Genomic DNA, 15,685 nt, shown 5'->3' with positions numbered 1-15,685 from the left:
GTCGTTCGGGGGGCTTTGACGAGCTAGGCGCGCGCGACCTGAAGAAAAACTTTCATCGAATTGTCGCAGGCATGTCAGGCGTCGTTGCGGGTCAGGATCAGGTCGCCGCCAGGCGCGCTGGAGACCGTCAACCCAAGGGCCGCCCCCAAGGCGCGGGCGAGGCCGTCGGGATCGGTGACCTTGAGACCGCCGCTGACTTGCAGGCGGGCGAGCGCTGGGTCGGCGAGGCGAATCTTGCGGGCGCTGTAGCGGTTGGCCTCGGCGATCACCTGGTCTAGACGCGCGCCATCGAACACGAGGAGGCCTGTGGGCCATTGGCGGTCCCGCGCCGGGGCCGGCGTGGCCGCGCCTGGGCGTCCGCCAGTCAGGATCATGCGCTGGCCGGCCTCGATGCGGGTCCGGGTCTTCTGGAGCAGCCCGCCGCCCTCGGCCCGCACATCGCCCCGAAGCGTCGCGACCTCGACTTCGTCGCCGCCTTGTCGGCGAAGATCGAAGGCGCCGCGCTCGGCGTTCACCCGAACCTGGTCCGCCTGGATTTGCAGAGGCCGCTCCGATTGGACGCGGACGCGTCCACGCTCCAGCACCAGGCGTGGGTGATCTCCCGCCGTCGAGGCGGTCAGGACGGTGTCGGTGTCGAGAACGACGGTGACGTCGCGCGCCAGGGCTATGGTGCGGATCTGGCCGGGCGCCGAGACGTATCGCTCACCGAGTCCGGCGCCCGTGCGCGGCGTGAGGACCGTCTGGGACAGGACGACGGCCCCAAGGGCCAGTCCCGCCGCGGCGGCCGTCCACCACACCGCCGCCGGCGGGCCTCGATGTGCGGCGCTGGTGCGAAGCCGAAGCTCCGACAGCCGCGAGTGGCCCAGGACCACCGAGTCGTCGAAGCGCTGGACCAGGCGGTCATAGGTCTCCTGGCGCAGAGGATCGGCGCGCCAGGCGTCGAACTCGCCGCGCGCGGCGTCCGCACCGGGTCCACGCATGCGCGCGAACCAGCGAGCCGCCTCCTGGCGAAGGTTTTCGTCATGCCCCACAGTCATCGGATGATCTTAGGGCCGGCCGAGGTGGCGGTCGATGGTGGCGATCGCCGTGATCATGTACCGCTCGATGGAGTTGAGCCCGAGGCCCATGGCCTTGGCGATCTCGGCGTAGGTCTGGCCTTCGATCCTGTGGCGAAGATAGACCTCTCGGGGCTTCGGCTTGAGTTTCAGGATCGCCGCCTCGTGACGTTCGAGCAGTTGGCGGGCTTCCAGCGCCAGGTGCGGGTCGCCGTCATTGGCTGCGTGCAACTCCGGGTCCAAGACCGCGTGGGTGCGCTCACGAAACCCTGAGACGCTCTTGGCGCGGTCGCGCAGCAGGTTCCGGGCGATGCGGGCGAGATAGGCCTCGGGCTTCTGAAGGCTCTGGCCCTCGGCTGCCCGGGTCAGGCGCAGGAAGGCCTCCTGCGCCAGGTCCTGGGCCTCGTCCTGGCTGGTGCGCCGGCGCAGGAACCGCACGAGGGCGGGAGCCTGTCGGCGGAACAAGGCGTCGAGCTGGCGGCGCGTGTCGTCAGCGTCGCCCAGCAGCGGGTCGGCGGTATCCATGGTCATCGGGGGGCTGTCCCGATCCAATGATCGCGTGATCGAAGTCTGGTCTCAGTTTGCCTAGCCACATCCGCCTCCAGGAGAGGCGTCGGATCCGGCGGGGCCGGGTCCCTGAGACCGAGCTTGAGTGTGGAGCGGCCGTCATCGACGGCGCCGCCGGCGCAGCACACCGGTCGCGCCGGGGCGGAGCCGAACGCGAAGCGGTTGGTTCAAGCGAGGTTCTCACGCCTCGACGCCGCGCTTTCAGCGGCGTGCGTCGAGTCTAGAACGGGGTTCAGTCAAATGGCAAGGCGCAGTCGGCGAGCGCGGGTGTCATTGCCGAACTGAATGACGCCGGCGGGTCAAGCCAGGCGGGTGAAAGCGCTTTTGCTATTGCGGGCCCTGGCGGCCGCCTTGGCCATGACCGGCTTCAGCAGCTCGGCCTGAGCCAGCGCCAAACGCACGCAGGTCACGCCGCGGGCGCCGGCCCCGCCAGCCTGAGGTGAGAAGACGCCGGGCGCCGCAGCCATAGCCCCCGCCTGGTCTTCGGGCGAAAGGCGCAGGACGGCGAAGGCCGGATCGGGCGCGCCCAGAGTGGCGAACACCTTGTCGCCGACCAAGAACTCGATCGTTCCCAGGCGCGAGGCGACGCGGGCGTTGAGCTGGCTGAGCGCCAGCTGGCGGAAGTCATCGGCGGTCATGGATCGCGATTTAGTCGTACGTGGTTCCAGGCCGATGACATATACTCGCAAAGGCGGCAAGGGCGGTTAGCGCCAGGAGCGGACTCAACGATCGCTCTAGAAACTCGATTACCGGACGTTGGCGCCCCTCCAGGAAAGCGACATTAAAAGCGGCGAAGAGGCGTAGCCGCATTCGACACGCTGCTGGCTGGCACAACTCCTTGCCGTCGCTGGATGGCCTCCCGCTCGAAGAGATTGGCGGTCCCAAGCTTTGCCTTCAGCATCCTGCCTATTGCTGGGCAGCGCAGAGGCAAGCTTGGCTGCTTTTGCCCTCTTAAGGCCGTTCGCGCAGGGCGAGGAGTCCGGCATAGGCACCTGCACTTCTCAGTCCAGGCTGGTCAATACCGCTATCAGTTCACGGGTGATGACCCGGGCCAGTCGCCTTTCGAACCATTCAACCCGCTTGAGATCGACGATCGCTCCGAGCCTTTCATGAGATTTTCCCAGCCTAGCTCCGATGATGTTTGGCGCTTTCTGAATACTTCACACCGCGTTACAAACTGCGCCAAATGGCGAAGTACCAGTCGGCAGAAAAAGACGCCTCTATGCGACCCGATCGCCGCCCAGCCGTTTCGCTCTGCTCCATCTAAACTTCTACGAAGGCAGGAAGCGCCCTGGTGAAAACTCCGATGGACACAGCGCCATGCCATTTAGCGTAGAAAAATCAAGCAAATTGACGTATTGCAGAGGCTATATTTTTATAGTCCAAAACTCTAGCCAGCTCCTCGGGGGTATAGCCATCTTCATCTTTTATGATTTTTGACGCCCCCCCCCTAAGCAGCAAATCGACACACATTTCACTTTTAGCCGAAACAGCATTGTGAAGAGGGACTCTACCAAGATCCCCCCTAATATTTGGATTGGCCCCAGCCTGCAAAAGCACCCTCACCGCCTCAGCACTTCCTTCCATGCTCACAACGTGAAGCAGTGTGTCACCATCCGAGCCAATCATATCAACGCTAAATGTTTTCACATGCATGAACGGCGAATAAGCCCTATAAAGCTCATATATATCATATATGTTCATAACAATTACCTAATTGGACACCATTTTATATTTGAGGTACAATTATCGTTATACTCCTTCTTAAGCCTCGATTGAAACACAAACTCTTGTATTATTGAGATGCTGTGGCGCCCAGGGCCCCATCTTGAATCCCAGCTTATCCGCATTTTTATACACTGCTCAGAACGCTTGATGCGCCGTCCAAGATATGAACACCTATCTTGATCCGGCCGCTGCATTATCGGAGCGCACATTCGTTTATAATCTTTATATTCCGCATCCTTTCTAATTTTATCCCTATCCTTCTTAACAGACCTCTCCAGGCTCGTCGGCAACCCGATCATTTTGAGAAGATCATCATCCGTGAGATCGTAAGGCGTAAGCGGACCCATGTTCGGGTTACTTCCCGGTACAAGAGGGCGTACCAGTGAACGCTGAAGCCCATCAGGATCTACATATTCGGTGGGCCTCCCATCGACGTATGCGTAGAGGCTCTGGCCGGCGGCCAGCCCCAGGGGATCAGCCTGGACATAGCGGGCCAGGGAGGGATCGTAGTCGCGGTTCCAGTTCTGGCTGAAGCCGGATTCCAGCTGCTCCCATTGCCCTGGCAGGCGAAGGTCCAGGCTGGCGGTGGAGCCAAACACCTGAGCCTTGCCGAAGGGCTCGACGAAGGCGTCCCAGACCTTGGCCTTGGAGGCGTCGGTCATCATCTGCGGCTCATCGAGCTGGCCGGCATGGATGTAGTAGATCTGAGCCGAGCCGGTGCTGTGATCGATCACCGCCAGCGGCGCATCGTCGAGCCAGACGTACTCCTTGATCACCGCGCCGGTATTGCCGTCGTGCTCGGCCAGCAGATGGCCTTGCAGGTCGAAGACGTAGTGGGTGGTCTTGCTGGTGGGGCTGAACACCGAGCGCCAGACCCGCTGGCCGCGGAAGTCGTAGCCGTAGTTGCTGACGTCGGTCCCGTCCTTGTTGACCACCACCAGGCGCTTGCGGCCGTTGTAGTAGTACTGCCAGACGGGGCCGCTGGTGACAGCGTCCTCGTAGAGATCGCCGCCGTCGCGGTAGATCAGCTGACGCAGCACATCGCCGTTGGTGTCCTGCACCTCGGTGACGCGGTTGTTGGTCCCCGAATTGAGGGCGAACTGGTAGGCGACATTGCCTCCGGTCACCGTCCTGAAGTCGGTGCGGTTGCCGGCCCCGTCATAGGCGTAGCTGTGGTCGCCCCAAGGGCCCACGCCGTACTGTAGGCGCCCGGTGTCGTAGTAGCCGAAGCTGGCGCTGCGGCCGGTGGCGGCGTTGTCGGCGATCCCGTCCAGCTGGCCGTTGGCGTTGCGGTCGAATGACAAGTCAAGGCGCGTCACGCCCGTGGCCGAAACTCGCGTGCGGCTCAGCCAGCCGTTCTGATCGAAGGTCCGCGCCAGTTGCAGGCCGTTGCCATAGGTAAGGCCCTTCAGAGGGCCGAACGGCTGGTAGCTCACGCTCGAGGCCAGAGCCTGGCTCGCCGCCGTCGGCGAGACCTTGGTGCTCACCCCCGTCACTAGGCCGTCACTCGCCCGCGCATAGATCACTGTGCGCCCCGAGGGCAGGGAAACCTGGGTCACCTTGCCGTTGACGTCGTAGGCGTAGCCCACCGTGTAGGCCGCTCCCTGGATTAGCTTGGCGTCCTGGATGATGCGACCCTGGGCGTCATAGACATAGGCCGTCGAGCCCGACTCTTCGGTGATGCTGGTCAGCCTCCCTTGGCCCTTGTTGCCGCCGGCCGTGGCGTCGTAGCCAAAGCTCACCGTCTCCCAGGCCGCGCCCGGAACGGTGATCCCGGTCGGGCGACCCGCGCCGTCGAAGCTGAAATTGGTTTCCTCGCCGTCGCCGTCGATCAGCTTGGTCATCCGCCCGGCCGCGTCGTACCAGTACATGCGCACGCCACGGTCGGGGCTCGTTTCCATGATCGTCTGGCCAAAGCCGTCGACCACCATGGTGGTCTCCAGCGCGCGGCCATCCTTGTGGCTGACCATACCGTCGCCGGCCTCGTAGGCGTAACGGATGCTGTGGCTTTCCGGATCGGTTTTGGTGATCACCCGATCCAGCGCGTCGAACGCCGTCGACGAGGCCTTGCCGCGAGCATCAACCAGGCCCACCTCGTTGCTCACCTTGTCGTAGGAAAACTGGGTCGTCTCCGAACCCGCGCCGACGCTGCGGATCAGCCGCCCCAGCTCGTCGTAGGCAAAGCTCTGCTGGCCGGTGATCGTCCCGCCCGAGGCCTTCACCGTCATGGCCGTCGGCGCGCCGAGCGCGTCCGGGGTCAGGGTGATGGTCTCGCCGCGGTCGTTCTCAACCTTGGTCAGTCGCCGGCCCGCGTCATAGGTGTAGTCCAGCCAGCCGCCGCCCGGCAGGGTCATGCGTGTCAGATCGCCCATGGCGCTGTAGGTGAACTGGTAGTGGCTCTGGGCCGCCCCGGGGTTCATCGTCGCCGTCAGAACCCGTCCCTGGACGTCGTAGGTCAGGGTCGCGCTCACTCCGTTGGGATCGACGATCGTCGTCGGCTCGCCTCGCCAGTCCCACGCCGTCACCGTCGTGACCTTGCCCACCGCATCGGTGGCGGTCTGCAGGAAGCCATTGGTGTTGTAGGTGAAGCTCTGCTTGTCCACCGTGCCCGACAGCGGGCCATCAATACTCAGCAACTGGCCAGTGGCGCTCCACTCGTAACTCCAGGTTCGGGTGCGGCCGTTGGTGGCGTAAGGGACCGTGTAGCTGCTGGTGTCGGTCTGGGTCAGCGAGGTTAGAGCCCCGGCAGTGTTGTAGACATAGTCGGTCGTCAGCTTGGGCTCGATCACCTTGCTCGGTAGATTGAACGTTGTGTTCCAAGTGTAGTTGGTCGTCCGAGCCGCCGCCGTTCCCGATCCTTCGGTCACCTGGGTCATTCGTCCGGCGGTGTCGCGCACATAGGTCGTCAGCCGCCCTTCTTCATCCGTCGTCGAGGCGATGAACCGGTTGGCGTCGTAGGTCAGCGATGTCGCGCTCGCCGGGCAGTTGGTCGACGCCACCCCCGTCGTCCCCACAAGCTTGGTGTCGTACATCCAGGTGTAGGATCGCGCGAAATTGTAGGTTTCCTGCTTGCCCAGAGCATTGGTGACGGTGCGCGTGTAGTTTGCGCCAGAGGCGCCGTAGGCTACGGAGGTGGCGTCGACGCCACCGGGGCCGCTGCTGCTGATCGCCCGCCCTTCGGCATCGTATGACGCCGTCCAGCGGACCACGTCATCCTTGTCCTTCACCGCCGTCACGTACGTCGGAAAGCGCGCGTCGCCATACTCGTAGGATGTCTTGTCCAATAGAGCGCCCGCCGCGTTCTTGTACTCAACGGTGAGAAGGCGCTCGGGCTGGTCGTAGTTCTCCTGCGGCGACACCGCGCCATAGGCGTATTGGATCTTGTAGCCGCCAGGCAGCCCCAACTGGGTGATGACCGCCGGCGCAGGATTGGCCCCGCTGGTCATCTGCCAGGAAGCCGTGACCGTCTGACCGCCGCTATCCGTCATCGAGACAAGTTCACCGGCCGCACCATAGGCGAGGGTTACGGTTCCCCCCCCTCGGAACACGATCTTGCTCGGCCGGCCCACCGTGTAGGCCGAAGTCCCTGGCGGCGCTTGGGTGTCGATTTCATAGAGGTCACCCTCGGGCGTGCGCAGCCGCCATTTCGAACTTGCATCGTCAACGGTCGACAAATCGGTTGGAAAGGCGCCGACGAACTCCAGGCGATAGTCCGTCTGCAGCAAGGCGCCGTAGTTCTCCGACACTGGCTGCAAGGATCCGTCCGCCTGCTTGGCGAAGGTCAAAGCTTGCCCATCGGGCAGGGTTACGACCAGACGCCCTCCCGACCAGTAGCTCGGATCGAGATCGAGGCGCACGCCCGTGCCTAGGGCCCAGTTGGCCAGGCTTTCAGGCTGCGCGAATACGTCGGATTTTGCCCACTGGTAGCGACTGCTGACGAACTGCCGGGTCAGAAGCGGACCAAAGGATGCCGGTCCTGGCTCACGCTCGGTAAAGCGCTTGGAGCCGGACATGAGGTCAATCGGATGAGCCGTTATGGGCGTCGCACGCCCGCCATTGTCGGCAAGGCACATGCCCGGGCCGATAGGGCCGTCCGTCTGACAGCTACCGGGCGATCCCTTGCAGTAAAGGTGGATGCCCGCGAAGCCCCAGCCTACCCCCTCTCTTAGCCAATTGCATTTGGCCGTCGTGGCGTTGGTCTGGGTGACGCCCATGTGCCAACGATAGCCCCCTATGGCAATAACAGGGGGCCAAGTGGCCATGTCGGCATAGGCGATGTCGCATGCGGCGGTCATTGACGGCGCGCAGCGAAACCCGCTGCCATCTCCGGCGGCGTAACACCATCCGTCCGGCGTCGCCGCGGCGGCGGGTGTCGCCACGGACATGAAGATGCCGCTGAGCGTCAGGATCAAGGCCGCCGCAAGACGCGAAGAGGCCCTTGAAACGCGGGACCTTGCGATCACGCCCATACGCGTACCAAAGCTGGAAGTCGCCGACCGCACTGCATGCCCAAACATACGCAAACCGATACAGACATCCGCGGTAGATCGCGGACGGTCATACAAGTGCAAGCTTGACCATATTGCAATCCTGGATAGGCATACTTCGCCAAAGCTTCACAGCTTGACGCGTGATGGTTGCCTGACGGTCAGGATTTCGGTTGCCCGGCCGCGCCAGGGCTGAACGGCTCAAGGGCGGCTGCTGATACAAAAAGGTAAACCGTGACCATCGTCCCGTTGCGCCGGATGCTCGCCGAACGCGCTCCCACGGCGTCGAGGACGCCCCCCGCAACCTGCCCCCCCCTGGCGACCCAGGTTGGAGCGGCCCCGTCGACCGACAGCAGGGCCCGCTCTTGCCCAGCCTCCAGACTGACGCCTTTCAGCAGAACCTCTCTGCCGACCGGCGGCGTCACGCCGGCGCCGGCGAACATGGCAGCGGACAGGGTCAAAGGCGGTCTTACCGGCAAAACGTAAGCCGTCGCCGCCGGAACAGGAGCCTCCACAGGATCTTCGGGAGAACTGTTCAGGACAATGAAGCCGGCCGCGCCCAACATGCAGCCGACGGCGGCGGAGCGGGCATAGGCGCCTCTCAGACGACTAATCACAAGGAACCTCCCCGGTCATCTCCACAAGGAAGCGCTGATCCTCCAAGGCGGACACGCGGACCTCCTCATAGAAGATGGCGGGGGCCGCCGTGGAAGAAAGCCACCCTTCCAGATCTGCGGCGCTCGCCCGGAATGAAAGCCGCACCTTGGCGCCCTCCGGCGCAGGTAGGCTAGCTACGCGGACATCGCTCAGCTTTCCCGGGAACGCCGAGAGCCGGCGCTCCAGCTTAGCCCCTACGCGATCGACAGGTCCTTCGCAGAGCGACATCGCGGCCAGACGATCATGCTCGACAGTTTTCCGAGGAGGAACTGGCCGCGGTATGGAGGTCGCGCCTCGCTGTGGCCCGGCGACCAGCAAAAGCACCAGGAACACTCCCGCGACGGCGACAGCCAGGCAAAGCGCGGAACGCAACCAGGTGAACCTCATCGCGTCTCTCCACGCCCATGACGCACCGTAGGCCGGAAGACGACGGAAGGCCCGCGCGCCCGAGCGCCCGCGATCGGAGCTTTGTCCGGCTTTGCGATCCACGAGGCCTGGTCGGGGCTTGGCGTGACACCCGTCGCTGGGACCAGCGGCATGTTGTTGCCAGCCGACGAGATCTCGATCCCATTCCTGCGCCAGACAACCGTCCGGAAAGACGCGTCAGGTGAACGATTTTTCGCCACCCAGGCCAAGTCATCGCCGACCTGAAGGCCAGACCTCCCGATGAGATCTTGCCTGGCGATCAGAGCCATCCGGCGCATGGTCCGCGCCTCCGCTCGCTCGATGCGCGCAATGTCATTGCGCTGCTGGTCGCGCAGCGCTGTCGAAGCATTGCGAAGCTCCACGGCGCGGCCGAGCGCCAACGCAACAAGCGTCACGGCGCCAATCGACAGCGCGGCATCCACCGCGCGTCGTCGCGCGATCGAACGAGCCTGCTCCAAAGTGCGAAACACGAATGTCACCGCACGCTCATCGACGTGCGCGATGCGCCGTTCCTTGAAACCGCCTTTGTCGAGCCGTTGATAGGCGGCGGCGAAACGCCCCGGCGCTCCGCGCCGCCATCCACCAAGCCTTCGAACGTCTATCGCCAGGTTGTCCTTCAGCGGCGCGCCTTCGGTCGCCTGCAGACGAGCCGCGCGCATTTGATCCCAAGGCGATCCGGGCGGTATTTCGACGGTGCGAACAAAGAGAGGGGCTTCGACTTGGCTCATCGGCGGCCCTTCATGACCGTGCAATCGCCACTACTCCGATCAAAGACGCAGTCATGGGCCTGAGAAATAGGAAGACGCAACACCGCCCAGGGCGCGTCGCCGGACATTACCGCCAACGCCCGCAGCCTGCCCGCGGCCTGCGACGGAGGCCAGCTCGTATGCAGAGCCTCATCGGATCCGACATAGAGCAGTCGCAAGCTTGCATCCGAACGGACACGCACAGCAGTGCTGACGCCATCGATCCTGACCTCCGCCCGTCCCTGGTCAGCGTCGACTTCACAGAAGACGCCATCGGACCCGCATTGAAAACGGGCGTGGTTGGGCCCGCCAACGAAACCGTTCCCCTCGCCGTCAAACGGACCAAGCATCGCGGGCAGCCGCTTTACGAGACGGATCACCTGCGCTCGGTCCGACAACATCTCGTGGGTCGCGGCGATGCGGGAGACCTGGCGCGATCCCACGATCACCACCTGACTGACGCCGGCCAGGGCCAGAGAAATGATCACGAGCGCCGTCAGGGCTTCGACCAGAGTGTAGCCGTCATCACTTCGCGGCATCTGCTTCCCCGCAAAACCGTCGCCCCGTCACGCGCCGTTGGGGCTGTTCGGCTGTGAGAGGTGCGAGGATCTGGACCCGACAGACGCTATAGACCCGGCCATCGATCTCGACCTCATCGACCACATTGGCGACATAGGCTGACGTAAGTCCCGGCTTGACCTCGCCCAAGCGCGCCCACGCGAGGGCGGCAGCAGGAACGCCCGCCCGGAGATGTTTGGCGCGTCGAGACATTTCGAGCGCTTGGGCTTGCACCTTCAGAACCGCCGCCAGCCCGATGGCGACGAGCAGAAGCGCCACGATCGCATCCGCCGCGAGGTATCCCTTGTCGTTCACGGCCTCTCCCCCGTGAGAGAGCTAGGCGCCAGAAACGAAAAGTCCGGGGCAAGCGCGACCTGCGCAGGCTTTCCTCCCATCGCGTAGGGGCCGCATTGCAAGGCGGCCTGGATAACCAGGTTGGCTTCCTCGATCCGCTGGCTTGAGGCCGTGCCGGCCGCGAAGGTCAGGTCCGGGGCTGCGGCCAGACGACCGTCCGCAGCCAGGGATATGTTCAAGGTGCTCCCGCCGATGTTGGGCGCGCGATCCACCGGCAGGCAACGTGCAATCTGCCGCAACAGGTTCTCCGCGCCATCGGGATCACCGGCCTGACGTCCAGTAAGGCTGGTCTCGCCGCGCGCCGGCGAAGACGCGGCCAACGTGTCTTGCGTTTGCGCCGTCATATCCTCCGCCGCGGTTTGACGCTTGGCTTCTTCTTCGACCGCCAGCAGCGATTGATCAGGCCTTGGCCGTGGCCGTGGAGGGGACGGTGACGCCGTGGACCTCGGCGTCGTCGCCCCGCTGAGCGCCCTCCCCTCCGAGCGCTGGTCGGGCAGATTGACCAGACTAAGCGAAAGCCCGCGCACGCCCTGACGAAGTCCGTCGTCGACGCCCAGAGGCGTCAGACCGGCCTGGCGCGCGGCGGTTCCGGAGATCAGCACCGAAAACAACAGGAGATGGACCGCGAGCCCGCCAGCCAGCCCCATCCCCTGTCGACGTCGACGCGGGGGGATAGTTTCGCCCCAGCGCCAGCATCGCATCCGGACATTGTCCCACATATGCACCACGAGCCGCCAGCGAGGCTCAGACCGCGCCATCGCCGCCTCCCAGGCTCGTCACACCGGTCATCAGGCCCGCGAAGATCAATCCGATCAACGCCCCCAGCAGCACGATCATGGCCGGTCCCAGCCACTGCGCCGCACGCTTGAGCCTGCGCAGACTGGCCTGCCGCTCCAGGCGACCCCCGCGTGCAAGCATTGATCCCAGGCGACCAGTTTCTTCGCCAACGCTCGCCAGACGCACCAGGCGCGCGGGCATGCCGCGGCACTGCGCGATGGCCTGCGAGACCGCCACGCCGGTGCGAATGGCGTCCGCGGCGACCAGCAGGCGATCGGCCACCAGCCGCATTGACGCTCCCGCGGCGCTGAGCTTGAGGGCGTCGCTGACCGGAACCTTCGCGCTGACCAGGCCGCCGAAGGTGGTCATCGCCGCACCGAAAGCCAAACCACGACTGATGGAAGCCGTCGGTCCGTCCAGCAGCCAACCTTCCACCGGACGGCGCAGCCAGCCCAGGCGCCAGGAAACCATCAGGGCGCAGGCGACGCCGGCCACGCTGACCGCAAGGAGGCCACCACGCGAGCGTAAGGCCTGACTGCTCTCCAAAAGCACATTCAGGCCCAACGGAAGGCGTTCGTTTCCCTGGACGAGAGGCTCGAGAGACGGGGCGACGAAGAACAGGATCACCATTATCGTGGCGCTCGTCATGAGCAGGATGAACAGCGGATAGCTGAGCGCGCCGACCAGGGTCTCCATGGCGTCCAGTTCTTCGGCCTGGCTATCGGCGCCGTGGGTCAGGGCTTGGCCCAGGGCGCCGGAAGCCTCGCCAGCCGCGACGAGCGCGGCTAGGCTGGCGCCGGATGGACGGGGAAGCCTGGCGATCGCCTCGGCCAGGCTCTGTCCGGCGGACAGTTGGTCCTCGATCGCCTTTGCCGCTCGCGAGACCGGCGTCGACCGCTTTTCACCGCTGGCGAGAACGCCAAGCGCGCCCCGAACCGGAACCCCCGCGCTGACGAGCGCTCCAAGGTCATGCAGAAATTCGGCGAAATGCCGCTTAGACAGTCTTGGGCCGCCGCCGGTCTTTTCCGCAGTCAGACGCACGGCCGTCAACCGAAGCCGCCCCAGCCGCGCCAGGGCGGCAGCCTGCGTCTCGGCTTCGACGACGCCTCGCCGCCGCCGCCCCTGTGCATCCAGAGCAAGATATCGCCAGGCGCGCGTCATCCCCGCCCCAGGGCCATGACATCACGCAGGCTCGTCTGACCAAGACGCACCTTTTCCAGGGCGTCGGCGTGCAGACTGCCAAGACCTCCCCGTTGCGCATGGGCCTGCAACTCGCTGCTGCCTACGCGAGCGGCGATCGCCGCAGCAAGACCCTCGTCGCAGACAAAGCCCTCGGCGACCGCGATGCGCCCCTTGAAGCCGGCGTGACCACAGTTGGCGCAGCCGCTCCCCTCATGGACGTCGTGCAAGCTGGGCGCGAACGCCGCCTCGGCGGCCGTAAGCGGCCGCCGAGCCGCGCAGTCCGGGCACAGGCGGCGCACGAGGCGTTGCGCCATGGCCCCGCGAAGCGCCGCGGCCAGTTGATAGGGCTCCACCCCCATGTCGAGCAAACGAGGCACGACACCAAGCGCGTGGTTGGCATGCAATGAAGCCAGAACCAGGTGTCCGGTGAGGGCCGCCTGCACCGCGACCTCCGCGGTTTCGGCGTCGCGGATTTCCCCCACGAGGATGACGTCCGGGTCCTGCCTCAGGAACGCCCGCAACGCGGACGCAAAGCTCAGCCCGATCTGCGGGGCGGCCTGGACCTGCACGACATGCCGAAAGTGATACTCGATCGGATCCTCGATACTGAGGATCTTGCGAGGCGTCTGCCTGAGGGTCTCGAGCAGGGCATACAGGGTCGTGGTCTTGCCGCTGCCTGTCGGGCCGGTCACCAGGAACAGCCCATGAGGGGAATGCGCCACGCTTTCAAGCAGAGCGACCTGGCTGGGTGAGAACCCAAGGCTTGGATAATCGAAGACCAGTCCGTCACGGTCGAGAATTCGCAGCACGGCCGTTTCTCCGAACGCTGCGGGCAGCACCGAGACACGGACATCCACCGGTCGCCCCTCGACGACGAAGCTCGCACGACCATCCTGCGGCAGTCGACGTTCTCCGACGTCGAGGTCCGCCAGCACCTTCAGGCGCGAAACCAACGGCGCCGAAAGGTCGGACGCGGCCAGTTGGTGCTCGACGAGTTGCCCGTCGATCCGCAGGCGGATGCGCAGGTCGTGACGGCGCGGCTCGAAATGGACGTCCGAAGCGCGGCGGGCGACGGCCATTTCGACGATGTCTTTGAGAATTCGCGCAGCGATGCTGTCGGCGCCTGCGTCGGCGATGGCCTGCACGTCCTTGGACAGCTTGCGCTCGTCGAGTGCAATCTCATCCTCGGCATCGGCTTCGAACAGGTTCGAAGCCTCGCGCCGGTAGTCAGCTGGTCGCGCCACCAAAATTCGCAACGGCGCGCCGCTGGAGAACGCCAGGCCAGCCAAGCCTTCATCGTCGAGCGGGTCCGCGGCGGCCACCACCAGGTGCTCGCCATCCAGGCGCAGGGGCAGAATGCGCCGCGCCTGCAGAAAGGAGATCGCGGCCGGCAGGTCGCCAGCGGTGAAGCGACCTGGCTCGTCTTGCGGCGACCAGCGCAGACACCCGCTGGCTTCGCAGTAGAGATCCACCAGGGTCTCGTCACTGATCGCACCCATCTGGTTGAGCGCGGCCTCGATCGGCAAACCCGTCCGCTCGCAGACGCCGGCGGCTCGACGCAACAGGTTCTGGTCGATCCGCTCCTCGTGGAGAAGCCGCGCGATCATCCGATCGCGACGAGGGTCTTTCACCGCCACACCATCGGTCACCATGGACGCGCCACCCGCATGCAAAGCATCGCCGCCAGTGTCGAACTCACATTCGCCACCAGCGCCTTCGTCATGACCCAGTCATTGTCGTCAGATCGCATCGACCGCGCCCTGGACCACGAGCCGCTTCAAACAAGTCGCCCGCATGCCGCCGGTATCCCTGCCCGTCTCTTGCTCGAGGACCTCAACGGGATTGGGCCGACGACCGGTTACGCGGACGATCTGATCGAGAAAGTATCCGTCCTGGCCAAGGACGCTGATACGCCAGATTTCACCGACGTGCTGACCTCCCCGTCCTGGCCGGGCAGGCGGCTGGGGCGCAAGCAATCGTAGGGCCGTGTAGCGCGAGTACGGCGAGAACAGAGTGGCCGTCGTGGCCGCCCCGAAGTGGACGAGCGGCGTAATGGACGAAGCGACCCTGGAAACCACCTTCGCCTGCCTGATGGTGGTGGTGTTTCTTCCCGTGATTCCCTGGCGGCGCGTGGCCGCGACCTTCTTCTCCGGTCCTGGCGACCGCTGGCGCTAAGCGCCACCCTCCATCCCTCCCGAAAGACACACCATGACGTCTCGTCTCGACGAGCGCCCGCAGCTCCACGCCCGGGCGGTCGGCTTCCTGTACCTGCTGGTCATCCTGCTGGGCGGCTTTTCCGAAGGCTATCTGCGTAGCGCCCTGGTGGTTCCGGGCGACGCGGCGGCCACCGTCGCCCGCCTGGTCGCCGCGCCGGACCTTTGGCGGCTGGGCACGGCGGCCAATCTCGCGGTGGTGCTGATCGCCGTCGTGCAGCTGTGGCTGGAATATCTGCTGCTGCGGCGGGCGGGACGCAACCTGGCCCTGCTGTTCCTGCTGCTCAACGCCGTCTCCTTGGCGGTCGAGGCGGTCAGCAAGGTGTTCGAGCTGATGGTCCTGCCGCTGGCTACAGATGGCGGAGCCAGCGCTCATGCCATGGCCGCCATGGCCCTGGTTGGGCACGACATTGCCTTCAATGTCGCCTTGGTGTTCTTCGGCATGACCTGCCTGGCCAGCGGCGCTCTCGTCTTCCGCTCTGGCTATCTGCCCAGGGGCGTAGGGCTGCTGATGCAGGCCGCCGGCGGCGCCTATCTGGCCCTGACCCTGTCCAACCTCTTCGCCCCGGCGTTCGCCGGCGCCGCCAGCCCGGTCTGCTTCGCCCTGATCCTGGCTGGCGAGGGCGCTATGTGTCTGTGGTTGTTAATCATGGGGGTGGATCGGGACCGTTGGGCTGGGAAAAGAGCAATGTTCTAGGGGCCAAAATCCATCCATCTCTCTCTGCCGATCCGCAGGTCCTCGTCGCTGGCCGGTCGCGCCATGATCTGCCGCTGATGCACCTCCCAGAACACGACGTTCAGCTCCCGGTCGGCAAGGTAGCGCACGACCCGTAGCGGACCGTTGGTACGTCCGTTAAGATCGTGGAGAAGCGGGGGCATTTCGTGACGCTGACCGGCGACGTCTCTTCTGTGCGGCTGACTATCGTTGGCTACCA

General features: G+C 64.9%; 16 protein-coding genes. 3 read left to right on the top strand and 13 right to left on the bottom strand.

Annotation, left to right across the window (positions count from 1 at the left end; translation table 11 throughout):
- Positions 1-74: 74 nt before the first annotated feature.
- The 12 genes from DDF67_RS12700 to DDF67_RS12640 form a co-directional block, all read right to left on the bottom strand.
- Positions 75-1,037, bottom strand: a complete 963-nt coding sequence (locus DDF67_RS12700) for a FecR family protein (protein WP_109101255.1) — start codon at positions 1,035-1,037, stop codon at positions 75-77.
- 9 nt (positions 1,038-1,046) lie between these two features.
- Positions 1,047-1,586, bottom strand: coding sequence for an RNA polymerase sigma factor (locus tag DDF67_RS12695; protein WP_109101254.1), 540 nt, complete (start codon positions 1,584-1,586; stop codon positions 1,047-1,049).
- Between the two features lie 335 nt (positions 1,587-1,921).
- Entirely contained in the window at positions 1,922-2,260 is a 339-nt protein-coding gene (locus tag DDF67_RS12690) for an MmcQ/YjbR family DNA-binding protein (RefSeq protein WP_109101253.1), read from the bottom strand.
- A 703-nt stretch (positions 2,261-2,963) separates the two neighbouring features.
- The gene (locus DDF67_RS12685) at positions 2,964-3,326 is read right to left on the bottom strand and encodes an ankyrin repeat domain-containing protein (RefSeq protein ID WP_109101252.1); all 363 of its coding nucleotides are present in this window, start codon (positions 3,324-3,326) and stop codon (positions 2,964-2,966) included.
- Between the two features lie 5 nt (positions 3,327-3,331).
- Complete coding sequence (locus DDF67_RS12680) at positions 3,332-7,762, bottom strand: RHS repeat-associated core domain-containing protein (protein WP_233247642.1); 4,431 nt, start codon at positions 7,760-7,762, stop codon at positions 3,332-3,334.
- Between the two features lie 684 nt (positions 7,763-8,446).
- Positions 8,447-8,881, bottom strand: coding sequence for a hypothetical protein (locus DDF67_RS26065; protein ID WP_146198022.1), 435 nt, complete (start codon positions 8,879-8,881; stop codon positions 8,447-8,449).
- Positions 8,878-9,648, bottom strand: a complete 771-nt coding sequence (locus DDF67_RS12665) for a hypothetical protein (protein WP_146198021.1) — start codon at positions 9,646-9,648, stop codon at positions 8,878-8,880. The genes DDF67_RS26065 and DDF67_RS12665 overlap by 4 nt, the downstream gene beginning before the upstream one ends.
- A complete protein-coding gene (locus DDF67_RS12660; RefSeq protein ID WP_109101248.1) occupies positions 9,645-10,205 on the bottom strand; it encodes a type II secretion system protein in 561 nt (186 codons plus the stop codon). The genes DDF67_RS12665 and DDF67_RS12660 overlap by 4 nt, the downstream gene beginning before the upstream one ends.
- Positions 10,192-10,539, bottom strand: a complete 348-nt coding sequence (locus DDF67_RS12655; RefSeq protein WP_109101247.1) for a type IV pilus modification PilV family protein — start codon at positions 10,537-10,539, stop codon at positions 10,192-10,194. The genes DDF67_RS12660 and DDF67_RS12655 overlap by 14 nt, the downstream gene beginning before the upstream one ends.
- On the bottom strand, positions 10,536-11,225 hold the full coding sequence (locus DDF67_RS12650) for a hypothetical protein (protein WP_109101246.1): 690 nt from the start codon (positions 11,223-11,225) through the stop codon (positions 10,536-10,538). The genes DDF67_RS12655 and DDF67_RS12650 overlap by 4 nt, the downstream gene beginning before the upstream one ends.
- Before the next feature lie 97 nt (positions 11,226-11,322).
- Positions 11,323-12,516: a type II secretion system F family protein gene (locus DDF67_RS12645; protein WP_109101245.1), complete on the bottom strand. Its 1,194-nt coding sequence runs from the start codon at positions 12,514-12,516 to the stop codon at positions 11,323-11,325.
- The gene (locus tag DDF67_RS12640; RefSeq protein WP_233247641.1) at positions 12,513-14,189 is read right to left on the bottom strand and encodes a GspE/PulE family protein; all 1,677 of its coding nucleotides are present in this window, start codon (positions 14,187-14,189) and stop codon (positions 12,513-12,515) included. Before DDF67_RS12640 ends, DDF67_RS12645 begins: the two co-directional genes overlap by 4 nt.
- A 15-nt stretch (positions 14,190-14,204) precedes the next feature.
- Here DDF67_RS12640 and DDF67_RS12635 point away from each other — a divergent pair, with 15 nt between their 5' ends.
- The 3 genes from DDF67_RS12635 (at position 14,205) to DDF67_RS12630 (ending at position 15,447) form a co-directional block, all read left to right on the top strand.
- Positions 14,205-14,519 carry a hypothetical protein gene (locus DDF67_RS12635; protein ID WP_109101243.1) on the top strand — a complete coding sequence of 105 codons (315 nt, stop codon included), beginning with the start codon at positions 14,205-14,207 and terminating at the stop codon, positions 14,517-14,519.
- A gap of 70 nt (positions 14,520-14,589) precedes the next feature.
- Positions 14,590-14,712 (top strand): hypothetical protein, encoded by a 123-nt coding sequence (locus DDF67_RS26255; RefSeq protein ID WP_269845448.1) that lies wholly within the window; start codon positions 14,590-14,592, stop codon positions 14,710-14,712.
- Between the two features lie 33 nt (positions 14,713-14,745).
- A complete protein-coding gene (locus DDF67_RS12630) occupies positions 14,746-15,447 on the top strand; it encodes a DUF4386 domain-containing protein (protein WP_109101242.1) in 702 nt (233 codons plus the stop codon).
- On the opposite strand, the gene DDF67_RS26060 is transcribed toward DDF67_RS12630, so the two are convergent.
- The coding region (locus DDF67_RS26060) for a hypothetical protein (protein ID WP_233247640.1) at positions 15,444-15,685 on the bottom strand (242 nt) is incomplete at its 5' end. The genes DDF67_RS12630 and DDF67_RS26060 overlap by 4 nt on opposite strands.

Source organism: Caulobacter endophyticus (assembly GCF_003116815.1).
In the GTDB taxonomy this organism is placed as follows: domain Bacteria; phylum Pseudomonadota; class Alphaproteobacteria; order Caulobacterales; family Caulobacteraceae; genus Caulobacter; species Caulobacter endophyticus.
This window is presented reverse-complemented; position numbering and strand designations above follow the sequence as displayed.

What these genes read in the sequence shown, in the direction of transcription:
- DDF67_RS12700 (WP_109101255.1), bottom strand. Translation starts at nt 1,037, where the DNA reads ATGACTGTGGGGCATGACGAAAACCTTCGCCAGGAGGCGGCTCGCTGG.
- DDF67_RS12695 (WP_109101254.1), bottom strand. Translation starts at nt 1,586, where the DNA reads ATGACCATGGATACCGCCGACCCGCTGCTGGGCGACGCTGACGACACG.
- DDF67_RS12690 (WP_109101253.1), bottom strand. Translation starts at nt 2,260, where the DNA reads ATGACCGCCGATGACTTCCGCCAGCTGGCGCTCAGCCAGCTCAACGCC.
- DDF67_RS12685 (WP_109101252.1), bottom strand. Translation starts at nt 3,326, where the DNA reads ATGAACATATATGATATATATGAGCTTTATAGGGCTTATTCGCCGTTC.
- DDF67_RS26065 (WP_146198022.1), bottom strand. Translation starts at nt 8,881, where the DNA reads ATGAGGTTCACCTGGTTGCGTTCCGCGCTTTGCCTGGCTGTCGCCGTC.
- DDF67_RS12665 (WP_146198021.1), bottom strand. Translation starts at nt 9,648, where the DNA reads ATGAGCCAAGTCGAAGCCCCTCTCTTTGTTCGCACCGTCGAAATACCG.
- DDF67_RS12660 (WP_109101248.1), bottom strand. Translation starts at nt 10,205, where the DNA reads ATGCCGCGAAGTGATGACGGCTACACTCTGGTCGAAGCCCTGACGGCG.
- DDF67_RS12650 (WP_109101246.1), bottom strand. Translation starts at nt 11,225, where the DNA reads ATGGGGCTGGCTGGCGGGCTCGCGGTCCATCTCCTGTTGTTTTCGGTG.
- DDF67_RS12645 (WP_109101245.1), bottom strand. Translation starts at nt 12,516, where the DNA reads ATGACGCGCGCCTGGCGATATCTTGCTCTGGATGCACAGGGGCGGCGG.
- DDF67_RS12640 (WP_233247641.1), bottom strand. Translation starts at nt 14,189, where the DNA reads ATGGTGACCGATGGTGTGGCGGTGAAAGACCCTCGTCGCGATCGGATG.
- DDF67_RS12635 (WP_109101243.1), top strand. Translation starts at nt 14,205, where the DNA reads ATGCAAAGCATCGCCGCCAGTGTCGAACTCACATTCGCCACCAGCGCC.
- DDF67_RS26255 (WP_269845448.1), top strand. Translation starts at nt 14,590, where the DNA reads ATGGACGAAGCGACCCTGGAAACCACCTTCGCCTGCCTGATGGTGGTG.
- DDF67_RS12630 (WP_109101242.1), top strand. Translation starts at nt 14,746, where the DNA reads ATGACGTCTCGTCTCGACGAGCGCCCGCAGCTCCACGCCCGGGCGGTC.